At 70.2% G+C, this 17,894-nt stretch carries 9 protein-coding genes; 4 read left to right on the forward strand and 5 right to left on the reverse strand.

The annotated features are described in order from the left end of the window. From ACFFNX_RS05865 to eccCa, 5 genes are all read right to left on the reverse strand, one after another. On the reverse strand, window positions 1-2,047 hold a 2,047-nt coding region (locus ACFFNX_RS05865), incomplete at its 3' end, for a right-handed parallel beta-helix repeat-containing protein (RefSeq protein WP_378196345.1). 28 nt (window positions 2,048-2,075) lie between these two features. Further along, a complete protein-coding gene (locus ACFFNX_RS05870; RefSeq protein WP_378196348.1) occupies window positions 2,076-3,422 on the reverse strand; it encodes an EsaB/YukD family protein in 1,347 nt (448 codons plus the stop codon). A 28-nt stretch (window positions 3,423-3,450) separates the two neighbouring features. Continuing rightward, window positions 3,451-3,765 carry a WXG100 family type VII secretion target gene (locus tag ACFFNX_RS05875; protein ID WP_378196351.1) on the reverse strand — a complete coding sequence of 105 codons (315 nt, stop codon included), beginning with the start codon at window positions 3,763-3,765 and terminating at the stop codon, window positions 3,451-3,453. Window positions 3,766-3,804: 39 nt separating this feature from the next. Then, a complete protein-coding gene (locus ACFFNX_RS05880; RefSeq protein ID WP_378196354.1) occupies window positions 3,805-4,182 on the reverse strand; it encodes a WXG100 family type VII secretion target in 378 nt (125 codons plus the stop codon). A 34-nt stretch (window positions 4,183-4,216) separates the two neighbouring features. Then, window positions 4,217-8,278 carry a type VII secretion protein EccCa gene (gene eccCa, locus ACFFNX_RS05885; protein WP_378196357.1) on the reverse strand — a complete coding sequence of 1,354 codons (4,062 nt, stop codon included), beginning with the start codon at window positions 8,276-8,278 and terminating at the stop codon, window positions 4,217-4,219. Window positions 8,279-8,571: 293 nt separating this feature from the next. Between eccCa and ACFFNX_RS05890 the strand changes: the two genes are divergently transcribed. From ACFFNX_RS05890 to ACFFNX_RS05905, 4 genes are read left to right on the forward strand one after another with little or no spacing between them, the layout of a single operon-like run. Beyond that, complete coding sequence (locus tag ACFFNX_RS05890; protein ID WP_378196359.1) at window positions 8,572-9,267, forward strand: hypothetical protein; 696 nt, start codon at window positions 8,572-8,574, stop codon at window positions 9,265-9,267. Between the two features lie 15 nt (window positions 9,268-9,282). Further along, window positions 9,283-9,720 carry a WXG100 family type VII secretion target gene (locus ACFFNX_RS05895; RefSeq protein ID WP_378196362.1) on the forward strand — a complete coding sequence of 146 codons (438 nt, stop codon included), beginning with the start codon at window positions 9,283-9,285 and terminating at the stop codon, window positions 9,718-9,720. 29 nt (window positions 9,721-9,749) lie between these two features. Beyond that, window positions 9,750-10,193 (forward strand): hypothetical protein, encoded by a 444-nt coding sequence (locus tag ACFFNX_RS05900; RefSeq protein ID WP_378196365.1) that lies wholly within the window; start codon window positions 9,750-9,752, stop codon window positions 10,191-10,193. A 37-nt stretch (window positions 10,194-10,230) separates the two neighbouring features. After that, window positions 10,231-17,364 carry a hypothetical protein gene (locus ACFFNX_RS05905; protein ID WP_378196368.1) on the forward strand — a complete coding sequence of 2,378 codons (7,134 nt, stop codon included), beginning with the start codon at window positions 10,231-10,233 and terminating at the stop codon, window positions 17,362-17,364. Window positions 17,365-17,894 lie beyond the last annotated feature (530 nt).

A 17,894-nucleotide genomic window follows, 5' to 3' on the forward strand; every position in this document is an offset into this window, starting at 1 on the left:
ACCGGGCCACCGTCGTCTTGCCCGTACCCGGATTCCCCGCGAACACCAAATGCCGCGACAACGGCGGCGGAGACAGCCCGACCTCCTGACGCCGCTTGACCATCCGCATCAGCTTCGCCAGCGCGCCGACCTCCTGCTTGACCCGATCCAGCCCGACCAGCCGGTCCAGCTCCCCCAACAGCTCATCCAGGCTCTCCTTCGCGTCCTTCGGAGCCCGGTCGTCGGCGCGGGCGCGCGCGGTCGTCCTCTCGACGTCGGTCGTCCGGGGCAGGGTGGCGTTGCCCACCTCATCGGTGCGGCAGTCCTCGAAGACCGGTGCCGCGCCGTCGGCCAGAGACAGGTCCTCCTTGGTGTCGCGAACCAGGCAGCGCCGCAGTACGGGTGCCGCCTCCGCTCCGATGTGGATCGCCGGGAACCCGGTGGCGGAGATGTCGCAGTCCTCGAAGACCCCCGACGCGCCGTCGCCGACGTACAGCCCGTTCTTGCCCGGCCGGGCGACGACGGCCTTGCGCACCCGCGGGCGCGCGCCCTTCCAGACCACGAAGCCGCTTCCCCCGGCGTCGATGACCTCGACGTCCTCGATCCACGCCTCGCTGCGTTCGTCGAGGAAGACGCCGGCCGAGCCGGTCCGCTCGACCTTCCCACCGCGGATCCAGACGCCGGTGTCCGGGCCGACCTCGACGCCCGTACGGGAGACCCCGGAGAACTCACAGCCGTCGAGCAGCGGCCGGTGCCGGGTCGTGATCTTCGCACCGTCGGTCACGTCGCCGACCCGGCACTCGCGGAGCACCGCGTCGGCGTCCTCCACACTGACGCCCGCCATCCACGCCTGCTCGATCTCGACGCGCTCGGCCACCACGTCGGCTCGTTCGTGGACGCGGATCCCGTGCTCCGGCGTCTCACGAACGCGGCAGTCCTGGAGAGTGGCGCGCGCGGTGCCGCCGAGGTGCACGGCGGTGAACGCCGTCCTGGACACCTCGCAGCCGACCAGGGTCAGCACGGCGTCGCCGGCGCAGTGCACGCCGTTGGACCCGGCACGGCTCAGCACGGTACGGCGGGCCGTCACCCGTGCCGCGTCCATGACGACCAGCGCCGTGCCGTCCGTGTCGACGACACGGACGTCGTCCAGGTCCACCCGGCAGGAGCCACCGGCCAGGAGGCCGGACCCCTTCGTCTCGCGAATGTGACAGTCCTTCAGCAGCAGGCCGGAATCACCCTGGACCAGGACCCCCTCGGCGGCGGTGCCGGAGATCTCACAACCGTCCAGCCGGACCCGTTCCTCGTCCCGGCCGGCCGCGCTGCCCTCCACGTCGCTCCCTCGCCCCGCCCGCGCCGCGTTCGTCCACGGGCCCACGGCCTCGACGCGTACGCCCTCCGCGCCCGCGTCACGCAGGCGGCATCCCCGCAGCAGCGGGCGCGCCGGGGCTTCGACCAGCACCGCGGCGGCGCCGGACCGGCTCACCTCGCAGTCGGCGAAGGCGCCCCCGTCGGTGCCGCTCAGCCGCAGGCCACAGTCACGGGCCCGATCCACCGTCGTACGCGCGCAGGTCACGTGGGCGGCGTCGTCCAGGCGTAGGCCGTCACCCTCCACCGAGCGAACAGAGCATTCCTCGACGACCATCCGGCTCGTGCCGGTGATGTGGACACCCGCGTACGTCGCGTCGCGCACTTCGCAGCCACGCAGCACGCCCGCCGTGTCGCCGCCGACCTCGACACGGCCGATGACCTCACAGCCCTCCAGCAGGGGAGAGCCGCCCCGCAGCAGGACGGCCACCTCCTCGCCCGCCGGCGCCTCGATGGTGATGTCCCGTACGACGGCCGCGCATTCGCCTACGAAGAGCGCGGCCCGGTGCGGCGGCGCGATCCGTACGGTGCCCGGACCCTTCGCCGCCACGAGTGTCACGTCCCGGTCCAGAACGACCGCCTCCTGGTAGACACCGGGCTGGACGGACACCGTCGTCCCGTCGGCGGCCGCCTGGACGGCCGCGCCGATCGTCCGGTGCGCACCCCAGCCGCCGGGCGCCACCCGTTGCCAGCCAGGCCTCACCGCGGTCCGTCCCCCGCGCGCCGCACGGTCAGAGCCGCCCGCCGACGTCGATCAGGTGCTGGAAGACGCCGAACGCGCCCACGGCCAGCGGCACGGACAGCACGGACAGCATCAGGCCGGTCGTGGCCAGCCAGGACGGGCGCTCGTTGAGCCGGCGAAGGGGCCGTGTCGCCAGGGCGAAGCCCCCCACGACGAGGACCGCGAGAAGCCCGCACGTCACCAGCAGGGGTACCACTCCCGGCACGCCGGGCAGGCGGGCGGGCGCCTCGATCGCGAGTGCGACGAGCCCGGCCGCGCCTGCCGTGACACCCGCCATGACCGCCACCGGGACGACGCTCTGCCCGGCCTGGGCGGGCAGAGCCAGGCTGAGGCACAGCGCCAGCGCGACGGCGAACGGGTCGTCCGCCCCCGCCAGCACGACCAGGCAGGCCGCCGACACCAGGGAGGTGACCACGGCGAGGACGATCAGCACACCGCGCGACCGGCCCATCGAGTCGGCGATCTCCGCGACCGGGTCGGGCGCGGTGCCCGGAACCGAAGGCGCGGGTACGAGCATGACCAGGCGGCCGGAGACGGCGGACGCCGAACTCGAGGTCAGGAGCGCGGCGACTCCCACGACACTCGCGCCCTGGACGAGGTCGGCGCCGGCCGCCACGAGCACGATCGCCAGGGGAAGGGCCGCCGCCGCGAGCACCGTCACGATCAGCGTGCCCTCGTGTGGCAGCGCGACCAACGCGGTGATGGCGCCCACGACGGCCCCGGCCGCGACGGCGACCGCCCTCGCGCCGCCTCCGTCCACCGGCAGCGCCCCTCCGGCCAGGGCGAAGGCGGGACACGCCGCCAGCGCCACGGCGATCCGCAGCGGCACCGGCACCGGCCAGTCACGGCGTGTGGCGAGCCTGGCCAGGAGGGCGAGCCCGAACCCGGCGAGGATGGCGAGCAGTCCGGCCGGCGGGTCGTCCGAGCCTCGCAGGATCGGGACGGCCAGCGCCGCGAGGAGCCCGGCGACCCCGACGCCGACGATGGTCATCGCCCAGTGCCGGCTGTTCCACCGGCTCCACCGGTCGGCCAGCTCCTCGACGATCTCCTCGATGTCCGTGACGACCGGCGCGTCCGCCTCACCTTCGAGGACGTCCCTCAGGTAGAGCGTCGCCCCGTCCACGACCTGGGCCTCCAGCAGCGACATGTCCGGAGGGAACGGCCGGGCACCGGCCGGGGCGAGCGACCATGCGGCCGGGAACGTCTCGTCGGTGTCCTGCCCGCACATCCGGCTCAGCACCGAGACGTACTCCGCGATCGGGGCCTGCGCCGGCACGGCGAGGTCGACGCGCCGGAGCCTGCCGACCACCGTGATCCGGCAGCGTTCGTCGTCCACTTCGGTTTCCTCGTATCAGGGTCGTGGGTCAGCGCTGCCAGGTCCGGATGTTCGCCCACTCGGCTTCGGAGTAGTTGCCCCAGTTGACGTGCATCGCGTGAGCGATCCTGCCGAGCACGCCGTCCGGGCCGAACAGACCCTCGGCGGCGATGTTCCACTCCTGCTGGAGGCCCTGGTAGTAGTCGGCGGCCTGGCTCCGCGTCCACGCCTCCGCCAGGGGCGCGAGCTGGGACTTCAGCCGCGCCAGGTCGTCGGCGCAGGTCGCGGCCTGGGTGTTCAGCCAGGCCCCCGCGCCCTGTAGCTCGGCGCCGACGTAGATGGGGGTGCCGTCGATGTCAGGCATTGAAGAGCTCCTCGTACGGGCTGATGTGGGTGCTTCGGTTCAGGACAGGTTCGCCGAGGGGAGGGTGCGGCTCCCCGCCGGGAGATCGGCGTCGAGCGACCTCAGGTTGGTGACGTTGGCCTGCTCGGACTCGGTGTAGTTCACGTAGTTGCCGCGTAGGCCGGAGGCGATGTCGACCAGGCTTTCGTGCAGCATCCGCGCGTAGGTGTCGTACTCGGCCATCAGGGTCTGGAAGGTGTTGTACGCGACGCCCTGCCAGGACGCCTCCAGATTGACGACGTACGCACGGATCTGGGCAAGGACCGCGTCGATCTCACTCGCCGTGCTGTCGGTACTGCTCGCGGCGTTCGACAGATACTCCGGTGTGACCTGGTAGGTCACACCACCCGCACTCGCACTGGGGCCGTTCGTGGCCATGACGTCCACCTTCCTCTCGTGATTCCTCGGTCGGTCATCGGTCCTCGTCCAGCACGGTCTGGATGAGCCGTACCGGTGCCCCGCGCCGCACGAGCGCGCCACGCCCGGGTGGCCGTCGCGCGGCCCGCTGGTCGCCGATCAGCACGCCCTCCCGTGGCTCGCCGGACAGCACCAGGCCCGGCGAGCCGAGCTCGGTCAGCCTGCTCAGCACCGGGTCGGACATCAGCGCACGCGCACTGCCGCCCACGCGCCGGGCCAGCACCAGGTGGAAGCCCAGCTCGCGTGCCTGGGTGAGGTATTCGGCCAGCGGCGCCAGCGGTCCGCGCGACGCGGTGCCGGCGACCAGGTCGTAGTCGTCGACGACGAGGTAGAGGTCCGGACCGGTCCACCAGTTGCGTTCCCGCAGGTCGCGGGAGGAGATGCCCGGGGGCGGGAGGCGTTCCTGGAGCTTGCCGATCACTTGTTCGACGTAAGCGGAGGCGTAGGCGGCGTCGCCGGCGTGCGCGCCGACGTACGGATCGGGTACGACGCCGAGCAGACCGCGCCGGTAGTCCATGACGATGAACCGCGACTCGTACGCCGACCGCCGTTCGGCCAGGCCGCGCATCCAGGCGCGCAGGAACGACGTCTTGCCCGAACCGGGGTCGCCGAACACGAGGAAGTGCGGCTCGTCTCCGGACAGGTCCAGTCCCACGGGCGACAGATCCGTCTCGTTCAGCCCGATCGGCACCTCGGCCGGGCCGCCCTCACGCTCGGGCTCGGCCACACTCCCCGTCGCCCTGGCGGCGGCGCGCAGGTCGGCGAGGGTGACCTCCTTGGGCAGGATCCGCAGGCGGGGCGCGCGTTCGCCGGGCCAGCAGGCCGCGATCTCCGCGACCACCACCTCTTCCGCCTTGCGGAGGTCGTCGGCGTTCTCGACACCGTCCATCCGGGGCAGCGCCGCGTGGTAGACGAGTCCCGGCGCCGTGATGCCACGGCCGGCCGGAACGGTCTGCATCAGCCGGGCGACCTGCCGATTCACCTCCGACTCGGCGGGTTCGTTGAGCCGCAGCTCGATCCGGCCCCGGACGCTGTCGCGCAGTCCGGTACGGATCTCCGGCCACCGGTTCGCGGTCACGACCAGGTGCACACCGACGCCGAGGCCGCGCGCCGCGACGTCGGCGACGAGCGCGTCGAATCCGTCGTCCACGGTCCGCACGGCGCCCCAGTTGTCGATGACCAGCACGACGTCGGCGGCGTCGGTTCCCGCCGGGAGCCGGCCCTCGTCGCGCAGCCGGCGGAAGTCGTTCATCGTGGGCACGCCGAGCTCTTCGAAGAGCCGCTCTCGTACGCCGACGAGCTGGTACACCTCCGAGAGCGCGCGCCGGGTGCGCTCCTCGTCGTGGCGGCCGGCGACCCCGCGGACGTGGGGTGCGTCCTGGAGGCTCTGGAGTCCGCCGCCGCCGTGGTCGACGCAGTAGAACTGGAGCTCCTCCGGCGTGTGCGTGAGCATCGCGGAGATGAGCGCGGTGCGCAGCAGGGTGCTCTTGCCGGTCTGCGGCGCGCCGACCAGCGCCAGGTGGCCGTGCGGCCCGGCCATCTCGATCACCAGGGGGTACTGCGTCTGCTGGATCGGCAGGTCGACGACGCCGAGCGGGAAGCTCAGCCGCCCCAGCGGCCACCCCATCGCCTGCAGGCCCCGGGCGTGATCCGCGACGTCGACCGGGCCGATCACGGAGTCGAGCGTGATGTGCTCGGGTAGCACCGGCAGCCAGACCTGGTGGGCCGGTGAGCCGTACTGGCGGATCCGCCCGACCGCGACCTGCATCTCGGTCCGCTCTCCGGCCGCCGCACGGGGTGACACCGGTGCGGGGGCGTCCGGCGATTCCTCCCGCCCCTGGTGGGGGCTGCGGAAGGTGAACGGCACCGGCGAGAGCCGCGGCGCGGCCTCCTGCTCCTGCGTCGGCTTGCGGTACGGCGCGGACGCGTGGGCCACGCGGAACCGCTCGTACACCGTCTCGTCGACCTTGAGGTAGGCGGAGCCGGGGATGGACGGCAGCTTGTAGGCGTCCGGGGTGCCGATCACCGCGCGGCTCTCGGCGGCGCTGAAGGTGCGCAGGCAGATCCGGTACGACAGGTGCGACTCCAGGCCGCGTAGCCGTCCCTCTTCGAGCCGCTGGGTGGCGAGCAGCAGGTGCATGCCCAGGGAGCGTCCGACGCGTCCGATCTGCACGAACAAATCGATGAAGTCGGGGCGTTGGGACAGCAGCTCACCGAACTCGTCCACGACGACGAGCAGGTAGGGCAGCGGCTCCAGCGGGCGGCCGTGGACGTCCGCGCCACCCGCCGCCTGCCGGGCCTGGTAGTCGCGCAGCGAGTCCACGTTCCCCGCGTCGCGCAGGAGCCGCTGGCGGCGTTGCTGCTCCCCGAGCAGCGCGGCGCGCATCCGGTCGACCAGCGCCAGGTCGTCCGCGAGGTTGGTGATGAGGCCGGCGACGTGGGGAAGCTCGGTGACGCCGGCGAACGTCGCGCCGCCCTTGAAGTCGACGAGGACGAAGCTGAGCAACTCCGGCGAGTGCCGCATCGTCAGCCCGGTCACCAGCGTGCGCAGCAGTTCGCTCTTGCCCGACCCGGTCGCGCCCACGACCAGGCCGTGGGGTCCGAAGCCGCCCTGAGCGGGCTCCTTCAGGTCCAGTGTCAGTTGCTCCCCGCCGCCGGTGACCCCGATCGGGACCCGCAGCAGCGCCTCGTCCTCGGGGGCGCGCCACCGGGTCCGCGGATCGTACGTCGCCAGGTCGGGGACGCCGAGCATGTCGGGGAGAGAGATCGTGCGCGACAGCACCTGCTCACGCTCGCCCGACAGCCGGAGGGGGGCGAGGCACCGGGCGATCTGCTCGCTCAGCGGCGGTTCGACGCGGTCGGCCACGGCCTCCTCGACGACGCTGTGCAGCGTGGGGTCGCGGCTGGTCAGGACGAGTCCTCCTCGACCGTCGACCTGGGCGCGCACGTCGACGCGTTCGGGCTCGTCCTTCTCCCTTCCGACCAGGCAGACGACCGCCACGCCGGTGTCCGGCGCGGAGCCCGACAGGAGACGGGCGACCAGCGGCGTACGCGCCCAGTCCGCGTCCGGCCGGTACTCGTCGAGGACGACGATCAGACGGTGGCCCGGCGAGTCGCCGCGCAGGGCGGTCAGCCGGGACATGCGTTCGGCGCGCTGCCGTTCGGCCTGGGTCAGCACGTCGTCCAGGTAGTCGGCGAGTCCGTCGAGGTCCTCCGCCACGAGCGGGACCACACCCGCCTCGGCCCCGTGGGCGTCCCGGTCGTGCGTATGCGGTAGCCATTTGGCCCACTCCCAGCCCGCGGCGCCGTTCGCGCAGACGGCCACCGTCACGTCGTCGGGCGCGTGCAGCACCGCGAGCTGGGTGAGCAGCGCGCGTGCCGTCGCCCGCGTCGCCTCGGCCGGGCCGAGCAGGCTCACCACACCGCACCGGCCGAGGTCCACCCAGGCCGGCTGGCCGGACACCGTCTTGTGCGACGTGACCGTTTCCCGCGCGGCGCGCTCGGAATGCTTGTCGAACTCGGCCATCGGGTCTGAACGCCCGCTCTCCCTGATCGTCAGGGGGTGCGGCGCACGGCCGGTGCCGAGCCTCAGCTTCAGGAAGTCCCCGTCCGTCGTCCGCCGTTCCCACACCCGGCGGCGACCGGCCGCGATCGCCAGCAGCCGCTCCGGGCTCGGATGGGCGAACGCGTTCGCCAGCCGCTGCGTCCCCGCCACGACGCGGGCCTGCCGCCGGATGTCGGCGAGATGCTCGCCGAAACGGGAACGCATGCGGTCGCGGGCCCGGCGGCTCGTGCTGCGGATCTGCCAGCGGACGGCGGCCGTGACGCCGACCGACAGCACCACGAAGGCGATGCCCAGAGCGATCAGCCATGGCTTTCCATAGGTGATCATGTAGGCCGCCATGCTGATGCTGCTCAGCAATGGCAGCAGAATGTACAGCCAGCTCGACGCCGTATTGCTCTGGGGCGTCTGTGGCGGTGTCGCCAGGGTGACCATTTCTTCGGGGACCGCCGGTGGCATGGTCCGTGCCGGGCGGTGCAAGGCGACCTTGCTCATCGGATGAGCGTCTCCCTGACCCCGGCATGCCGCGAGCGCGTGGTGCGCGGGCCGTCCATCGTGGAATAAACCTTCTCCGGGTTGATCATCCCCCGAAAGCCTAAGCTAAGGCATCTCGCTAACGCGATGAGCGAGGCATCAACTTTCGAATGATGAGAGAACGTTTCTCGAATGGTTCGGCTTTTCAATGGGAGCCATCGATACTTCGAATGATTGAAGGGATGTTAGAGGTGGTTGGGGCTGAGTGGCCAGACCACACTGGTCGTAGTGAGTGAGCGAGGTCTGTTCATGGCGTGCGCAGTGGCATCCTGTCGCCTGGGCTGGGCATCGGTGCCGGAGAGGGGAAGCTGAGGATGGGTGTGAATCCAGAGCAGCCGAAGTATGGGCCGCCCTTCAAGCCGGATGATTCTTCGGACTCTTCGCCGCCGGACCCGGACAAGGGCAAGGATCTGTGGTCCCTCGTCCCAGAGGTTGCGGTGCCGGCGCCATGGAACGGGCAGCCCGGTCCTCCGTCGTTCAACGAAGACGTGTCCTCAGGCGACGATCAAGATTCAGATCAGCCAAAATACATTCCGGAGTGCCCGCCCTTCCATGTGGATCTGGGCTCGCTCAGGAATGGAATGGCCAGCATGATCGGTACGATCCAGGCCATTGTCCCTGATTATGAGCACCTAAAGGGTATGGTCCGGCAAAGTATAGACAATGAGATTTACGGGCAGCATGCGATAGTTTACGCGACGCCCAACGTCAACCCTGCGGGCGGCGGTGTCTCTACGAGTGATGGAGGCAGTGGGCCGAGTCCGATTCAGGAGTCGGCGCAGGATTTCGCTGCCGTGGTCGATCCGGCCCAAGAGAGAGCACTTGAGCTGATCGCCAACGCGGTCGAGCTCGTCGGACAGTTCATCGCGCTGGTGGACAAGTCGGGTCAGAGCTACGGCGAGGCCGACCGGAACGCGCGGTTTCCCCCGCCGCCGGTCCGACAGCCTTGAGATCGGAGGGCATTCGTGGCTGAGGCGGCCCCGAGCTGGGGTGTGATCCTGCATGAGCTGGAGGAGACGATCGGCGTCGTCACTCACGAGCATGGAGTGCTCGAGGACATCATGAGTAAGGTCGAGTCCGAGTTTCTGGCCGTTCAGGACTCGTGGCGTACGCCGGCCGCGGACACCTTCAATGAATATCACACGTGGTTCTCCAGTGCGTCGAAAGACCTCAACAACCTACTGGAGGATGCGATCAGGCGGCTGCGGAAGGCCTACGAGAACTATCACTCCGCAGAAGAGCATAACCGCCAGAATCTAACCGCGCGTGATCCCCACTCGGGGCACGGCGGAGGTCGCTCTAATGGTGATGGTGGTTCCGGCCACAACGGGCCGAAAGATCCGCATGCGGCGCTCGACGCCGCCCGTCGCGTTATTCGGCCGGGCGTGAATCCGAACCGTTGAGCAGGTTTCGAAACGAGGTCCATCCGGCAATGTCCGAGCCAAGCGTCAACTATGATCAGGTCGCCGAATTCAGTGTGGCCCCTGACATGATCGCCGAGCACGGCAGGCAGATTCTGAATCTGGCCGACGAGGCTGCGCATTCGATTATGCGGATTGTGGATTCATTCAAGCGGGTTGAGGTGGGCTGGGCCGGTGACACGAAAAAGGAGGTTAAGGATTTCAACGATAGATGGGCGGCCGTCATGACGGAACTTTTCGGGACTGAGAAAGATCCGGAGAAGGGTATTCTTCCTGCGATGGCCGGAGGGGTGCAGGGGGTCGCTGGGCTCTTTAGCGCGACAGAGCGTGCGATCGTTGATTCTTTTGGGCAGTTTCTCGGCGCCTTGTCCGCGACTGGTTCGGACGGTGATTCGGATACGCCTCCGCCCAGCATCACGGACGCCACGAAGACCGCGGTCACTGAGCAGTGGTGAGCATGCGGTAGGACGTACGGAATAAAGATGAGGCCCAATGAGTAATAATGGGGACACGAGTACCAACAGCAACGTCTTTGGCGTCGAGCTCGATCCCATTTATACATTGGGTAACAGTTGGATCGAGTTCGGTGACCGCCTCACGGAGCACATTCATGCGCTGACCGATGCGGTCAACTCGATGAACTGGAACGGCCCTGCGGGTTCGGCCATGCTGAATCTGTGGGACGGCGGCTCGCCGTTCATCTCCGCGCCCCCGCCTCCCGGTTCCGCGTCCCCTGGGGGCACCGTCGAGGGCGTCCTCCTCGCCGCTCGAAACGCGGCATATGAGATGGGCGGGCAGATCAATGCCTATGCCGACGCGGTCAAGAAACAGATAAAAAAGGTCCAGCTGGAGGCCATTGCTGAAATCATCGTGGGCGTGATCGGGGCTTTCGCTCCCTTTGCCCTTGGATATATCGGCTGGTTGGGGGAGGCCATAGTGGCTCTCGACCGGCTTGTCGCCAAAGTCATTGACGCCACGCTTACTCCTGCGCTTCGGCTGCTGGGAGTGAACGCGCGTTTCAGCGCCACCGTCAGTAGCTTCGTCAGTGGTTCCATCACCGGCGCGACGATCAACACGATACTCACCTTCTCGGTCGAGGAGATCGTCCACGCGAGTGTGGTGGGGGAGCCCTGGAAACCCGATGGGGTCTCGGCCGGCGAGATCGTCGGTGGGGGAGCCCTCGTCGGTGGCCTGTTGCGCCTGCCTGGAGCCGGTGATGGGGCGAAGAGCGGGAATGGAACCACTGAGATCGGATCGCCGAACATCCGTTCTCAAGAGATTCCACCGCCCGTCCGTCAAGACATCCCGCGCCCTGATCCCGGTGGAAAGAACCTGGGGGGTCCGAACGAACTTTCGGTTCCTCCCCAGAGGGTTCCGGTCTCCGATGTTCGACCGATCACCGAATCCGAGGCCACACCGGACACCGGGCTGACGAACCCCGGACCCAGGAACCTGATGGACGGCCCGTCCGACCTCGGGCGTGATTCTCAGACCGGCGCTCCGAGTTCCGAGGTACACGTACCGACGCCGAACCGCGGCGGTGCGTCGGAGAGTCGGCAGCCGGAAGGCTTGGGCGGCCCGTCCACCGTGGAGAGGGCGGCACCGCCGCCCGGAGGCGGGCGCGAATCGGTCCCGGACGGCGGCACCGACCTGCCCGGCCAGATCAGCGCCGGAGAACAGAACGGCAGGCCGGACTCGGGTATCGGAGGCAACGCACCACCGCGGCCCGAGAGCGGCGTGGGGACGCGGGGAGCCTCGGGACGCGTCGCGACCGGCCCACGAGAGCCGGTGATCGACCGGACGTCCGCAGGCCACGAGTCGCCCTCCGCCGACGTCCCGGCATCCGGGGTGGCCGGCGGTGTCCAGCGCGCGTTTGGTGAGCCTCCGGCCGGCGGGCGTGGTGCGTCGCGGGATGAAGCACCGGTCGGGCAAGGGCAGCCGGGGACGCGAGAGCCCCGAAACCCGGAGGGAGAACGCCTCGTCGCGGACGGTGAGAGGACGGAGCCGGGCGGAGCGAACGGCGGCCCCGAGCCGAACACCGAGGTACTCACCGGCAGCGGCGATCACGCCGGTGCGCCGAACGGCCCCGGAAAAGTGCGGTCGGTCGGCGAATCGGCTGAAGGACCGAAGGACGGGACGTCTCCGGGCGTCCGCGACTCCGGACCGCGAAGCGATGCCTCGGCTCCTACGGCTCGTGAAGGCTCCGGCGAGTCCGCAGCACCCCTCAAACAGGGGAAGAGCCCGTCGCCAACGGGGCGCGACGAGGCGCAGGTACAGGCGGCCGAGAGGCATGCGCAGGCGGCGGAGGCGCGTGCCCGGGCGGAGAAGAACGCCGGTGGTGTGGAGGAGGGGAAGGCGTCGGACGGGGCCGGGTGGGAAGACGCGCAGAAGACGTCGGTGTCTGATGCCGTGAGGCGCGGGAGCCCGGTGAAGGGGCGGGACGAGGCGCAGGTACAGGCGGCCGAGAGGCATGCGCAGGCGGCGGAGGCGCGTGCCCGGGCCGAGAAGGGCGCCGGGGGTGGGGAAGAGCGTAAGGCGGATGACCCGGTCTCGACCCGGAAGCTCACGGACGACGCCGGGAAGACGGAGACCGGCAAGGGGTCCTTCCCCGGTGAAGGCAGGAAGGCCGGTGAGTCCTCGGATCGTCCCGACGCCGCGACGCGCGCGCGGCAGTACGAGGAGCTTCTCAAGAATCGGGATTCCGGGCGGGCGGAGACGGCCGGGTCGGAGTCCGCGGACGCACAGAACAGAGCGGGAGCGCCGACCGGCAGGCCGTCAATGGGCGGTGGGAGGCGCCAGCTGATCCGTACGGACCTGAAGAGCGGGGAATCAGATCTGATCGAGGTGGACCTGCCTCACCGGTGGGGGGACGGCCGGCGACTGGGCGGCCCTCCCACGGCCGGGCGAGCGGCCGACAGGCCCGCGTCCGGTCCTGCGGATGACGGCGAGGATCAGGCCGGGAGCCTTCGCTACGCCGAGATCGACCCGCGGACCGGGGTGGTGACCGAGACACGGCTGGAGCCGAACGCGGTCGTTGTCAGCAGCAGGCCGCTCGGCCCCCGTACGGCCACCAGGCTCGGTGGCGAGAAGGTCCCGGCCGGCGACGGGAGCGAGAACATCGCCGTTCTCGACCAGGCCAAGGGGGCTTGGGACGTCGTCACGGTGGCCAAGGCGACGCACGATGGCCCCGCCCCCGGAAACCATCCGTACGAGACGCCCGAGCGCGGCCCGTACCAGATCCTCCAGCGCGATTCCGACGGCAACGTCGACCTCCTGACCTATGAGCGCCGTCCCGTGGGGGCGTTGCCGGAACACGGGGCCGCCAGGATCCAGAACGACGGCAGAGGCCAGACCAGCTACCACGCGCTTGACGACAGCGGTCCGGGCCACTGGGTCGAGGCGAATCCACTGGGGACCCCGACGGTCGAGCGGCTGGTGACCGCGCCCAAGGCGAACCGTCTTGGAGAGGCGCCCAAGGCCGATGGGCTGAAGGAGGCGCCCAAGGCGAACCGGCTGGGGAACGAACAGACCGGCCGGGATGAGCCGGGCCACCTGAGCTACGGCTCGGACCGTACGATCGTCCTCGCCCGTGACCAGAGCACCGGCCGGTACGAGAGGGTCGCGCGCCTGTCCGCCGACGAGAGGACCGCCGGGCCGACGGAGCAGAGGTACTACCGCGTCGCCGCCGACGGCAGCCTCCGCCGGCTCGAAGTCGGCGGAGAGAAGCTGGACATCGTCAAGATCGCCGCCGACCGTTACACGGTCGAGCGTACGGCCTTCTCCGCCACGAGGATGGAGGAGGGCGCGAAACTCCACTTCGGCGAGGACGGATCGCTCCGTCCATCGGGGCGGCAGGAGATCTCCGCGCGTGACCTGCGTTTCGACCAGCACAGCGGTGAGATCAAGCTGATCCGCGCCGACGAGGAGACCAACGGATCGCAGAGTCACGGCGGGCCCGGCGACGACGGCGGGGGAGGCCCCGGCGGTACCCGCCCGCGGTCCGCCGGTTCGCGGACGACGGTGACCCATCTCCGTACGAGGACGTTCACGGAGAACCGCGGGGTCGGCCGTGGCGAGTCCGAGCCCTCCGGCCGTCAGGACTCGGACCAGCCGGGACAGGAGGGCCGGTTCCCCGGCGAGGGCCGTACGGCCGGAGAGTCCTCGGCGCGTCCGGACAGCGCGGCGCGAGCCGACGCGTTGGAGCGGGTCGCCGAGCGGAGCGGCCCGGCGGTGCGGAGGCCCGACAGCGCCGCCGGCGGCCGTACGCGGTCGACCACGGTCACCCGTACGGAGAACGGGTCGGCGGAGAACGACGTCGAGGCCCGCACGCCCGGCTCGGACGACACCGGGCAGGCGACCGGCGGCCTGGGCACGCGGCACGGCGACGGCCCCGCGACGGTGACGGAGTCGACCGGCTCCGTGACGGAACGGACCGGGCCCACGAGTCGGCCGGCCGGATTCAAAACCGAGTCCACCGCGGGGGAGGGCGGTCCGACTCGGTTCGCCGGGGAACCGGTCGGGCGGCAGACGGTGGAGAACGCGCGTGAGACGTTCCGGTTGGCGGAGAGGGCGGATCCGGAGGAGGCCGGGCGGGTTCGTACGGACGGGACCGTTCTGGCGGAGGCGTTCGGGCGGACGGAGGGCGCGCGGCTCACGGTTGCCGGAGTCGATCCGGGTGAGCTGCTGGGCGCGGAGTTGGTGTGGCGCGGGTACGACGGCGCGCTCGATCTCGGCGCGCGCCTTTACGGGGTGGCACCGGATCGGTTGCCCTCCTCCGAGACGTTGGACGGCATCCGGCAATGGGCGACCTTGGACGTGGGGCGGGCCGACCTGGTCCTGGCGGTGCGGCGGAACGCGGATGACTTCCGCGGCGCGGCGCGGGAGCTTCTCACCCCGGTCGGCGGCGGGCGCGCCGGAGGCGTGACGGTCCCGGAGGACCAGATCACGGTGGTGGCGGCCCGGATCGCCCAGAACTCCCTCACCGATGTGCGGGCCGAGGCGGGGCGGAGCCTGGCGGCCGACCTGCGCGGTGGCAGGCACCAGGTGTCGCCCCGCAGCGTCGCGGAGGCCGGGACCACGGGCGTACCCGGCAGGCCGGATACCGGCGCGCGCCAGGCTCTCGTACGGCCGGTCGGGCGGCAGACGGTGGAGAACGCGCGTCAGACGTTCCGGCTGGCGGAGAGGGCGGACCCGGAGGAGGCCAGGTGGGTCCGGCTGGACGGGGCCGCTCTGGCGGAGGCGTTCAGGAATGTGGAGGGCGCCGAGCTCACGGCCGATGGCGTCGATCCGGAAGAGTTGCTGGGCGCGGAGTTGGTGTGGCGCGGGTACGACGGCGCGCTCGATCTCGGCGCGCGCCTCTACGGGGTGACGCCGGACCGGTTGCCCCCCTCACGGATGCTGGACGACATCGCCGAACGAGCGCGGGCGGATGTCCGCCGGGCCGACCTGGTCCTGGCGGCGCGATGGGACGCGGGGCGGTTCGTCGACGCGGCGCGGAGGGTTCTCGCCCAGGCTGCCGGAGATGTGGCGGTTTCGGGGGAGCAGGTCACGCTCGTGGCGGCTCGTATCGCGCAGAACTCCACGACCGACGCGATGGCCGACACGGGCCGGTCGCTGGCGGAGGGACTGCGCGCGGGAGAGATCCGCGTCCAGGCGCATAAGCCGGGCGATCCCGCCGCGCGCTCCGCCGACGTGCGTCTCGGGAAGCTCCCGGAGGACAAGTACGAGGAGGTGATGGACCGGGCGCGGACGATCGTGGACGAGGTCCGCGTTCTGATGTCCGCGGAGCGGGGGTCGGCCCGGCCCGTCCCGGACCTTGAGCGGATCCGGTCCCTGGTCGCGGTGGCGATCCTCGACGGGGGAGAGAGCATCGCCGCGCGTCTCGCGCACGTCCTGCTGTCCTCGCCGCGTCCGGGGGACCTGGCCGACGCGGTGCCGCCGGTGGCGGCCGAGACCGCCCGAGAACATGAGAACGGCAGCACCGGTCACGAGGCCGGACGGGCCGAGGAACCGGCGCGGGACCAGGTGGAGCCGCGCAGGCCGGATCCTCATCGTGGTCCGTTCGCGCGGTCGCCTCGGCCGCTGCCGGAGTTGGTGATGGGCGGTGGTGCGGGAGACCGGGTGGAGGTCCCGCGTGTCCTGCACATGGTGTGGTTGGGCGCCAGCGGGCTGAGTGATCATGCTCGGCAGAACATCACCGCTTGGCGCGAGCGTGCGCAGCGGTCCGGATGGACCCTCACGGTGTGGGTCGACCAGGACAGCCGTGAGAAGGACAAGGAGTTTCTCGACACGCTCCGCTCGGCCGCCGTCGACGTACGCGTGATCGTTCGCGACCTGTTCGGTAATGGTGAGCGAGCGGCGTCCGACGGCAGCGCCCAGTGGGACGTCTATCGGTTCGCGAGCGGGCGGCAAGGGTATGCCATGGCGTCTGATGTGGCCCGCTTGGCCATCCTGCGCCGTTTCGGCGGCGTTTACGTCCATACCGACATCGGCCCTGGCGTCGTGACGCTCCCCCCGGAACCGCTGCGTATGCCGGTGGGAAGAGGTTCCATGCCATTCATGGGGCCGATGCTTCGTGACCAGACCTCGTTGGAGCGGGCCCGTGCTCATTACGCTCAACGCGGTGATCGTCTCGACAGTATGGCGCAAGCCGCGCAACTGTACTATGACTATGGTTTGTTCAGTAATGACTTTATCGTCGCTCCCCCTAATTCGGTGTTCCTCGAGGAGCTTTATCAAGGCATCGTCGAGGAATTCGCTGCGCGTCACACCGGCCCTGTTCCATGGCTGAACAAATTCTCTCCCGAGGGCCCGGCTGCGGAGAGGCGCTCGGGCGCCGCGCTGCGGGAAGCTCCAGACGCCCGCCCCGTCATCGATCCCGACATGCTCCGACAGTGGGCTGGTATCGAATGGATAACGCCGGAAAGCAATCGTGGGGAATCTGGATCCGTTTCGTTCAGCAACAGCCTTGACCGGCAGAACCTGCTCGCCGAGGCGCCGAGCCATCAATACCAAGCCCCCCGGCCCGGCCTCACCACGAGCGAAGCCGATCCTCTCAGGTTCGACGTGCGACGGGTCGAGCATGCCGGTGAACGTCTCACCGAGATCACCATCAAACTGCGTCTACGCCCCGCTGAAGATGTTAGTGCCGAGCAACTCGAGGATGTATGGCGGCGGCAGCATATGGGCGTCCACCGCTTCTTCAATTCGCCGCGACATCGTCTTCCCAATGGGGACCTTCTAGCGGTCAACATCGTTCCGGCGGGCGCGGATGACCCGCATCTCACGGTCGACGTCGTAACCCATGCCGCCACGATGACCCCACGAACGTGGGTGATCGGCCAGCCCATGGGAATCTACGCTCACCTCGTCGGCCACCGGCTGGGCCTGGACATCCGCTCCGCCGACGGACGGCGACAGGCGGACCTTCGCCGCCCCCATCTCGAACAACTCGGCAGGATCATCGGCGACCTCCCGATCCACGCTCCGGCCGAGGCCCCTGTCGGCGAGAGGTCCGGCCGGGCCCCCCAACCGATCTTGGAGGACGCGCAGATGTCCTGGAACAAGTCCTCGTTCAGCCAAGAGCACTGCGTAGAGGTGGCGGCCGTCAGCGAGAGAATCCGGTAGGAGAACCGTGTCCGATGCTCCTGCCTGGCGCACATCGAGCCTGAGCGCGACGGCGGCGGATTCGTCCTGCGTGCAGGTCCTCGCCCTCGAGGATCCCCGTGACGCCGAACGACCGGCGTCAACGGCCGAGGTCAGCCGATTCGACCTGCGCCGGTCGGACCTGTCCGACGTTCGGCTGTACCTGAACGACACCCGGCCCGGTACGTCCGCCGCGCTGGAGTCACATCTCCACGCGATGCGCGGCGCGGACGGGCCGGTGGTTCCGCTGCCGCCCACTGCGGACGAGACGCCGCAGGGGCTCGTGGTGCCCAAGGGGGTCGGGCTGCTGATCGAGAGGCCCGCCGCCCCGCCGACTCCTCGCGATGCGGTTCAGTGGTTCGGCATACCCGCGCCGGACAGCGGACCCGCCGAGGCGAACGGGAGATCCGGGAATGCGGGCCGACCCCCGGGCGTCGCGCTCACCGCGGCGGTCCTGAGCCAGGCGGCCGACCGGGTGACGGCACATGCCGCGGACGTGCCCGATGACGGGG

This window comes from Actinoallomurus acaciae, from assembly GCF_042429965.1.
Taxonomy (GTDB): domain Bacteria; phylum Actinomycetota; class Actinomycetes; order Streptosporangiales; family Streptosporangiaceae; genus Actinoallomurus; species Actinoallomurus acaciae.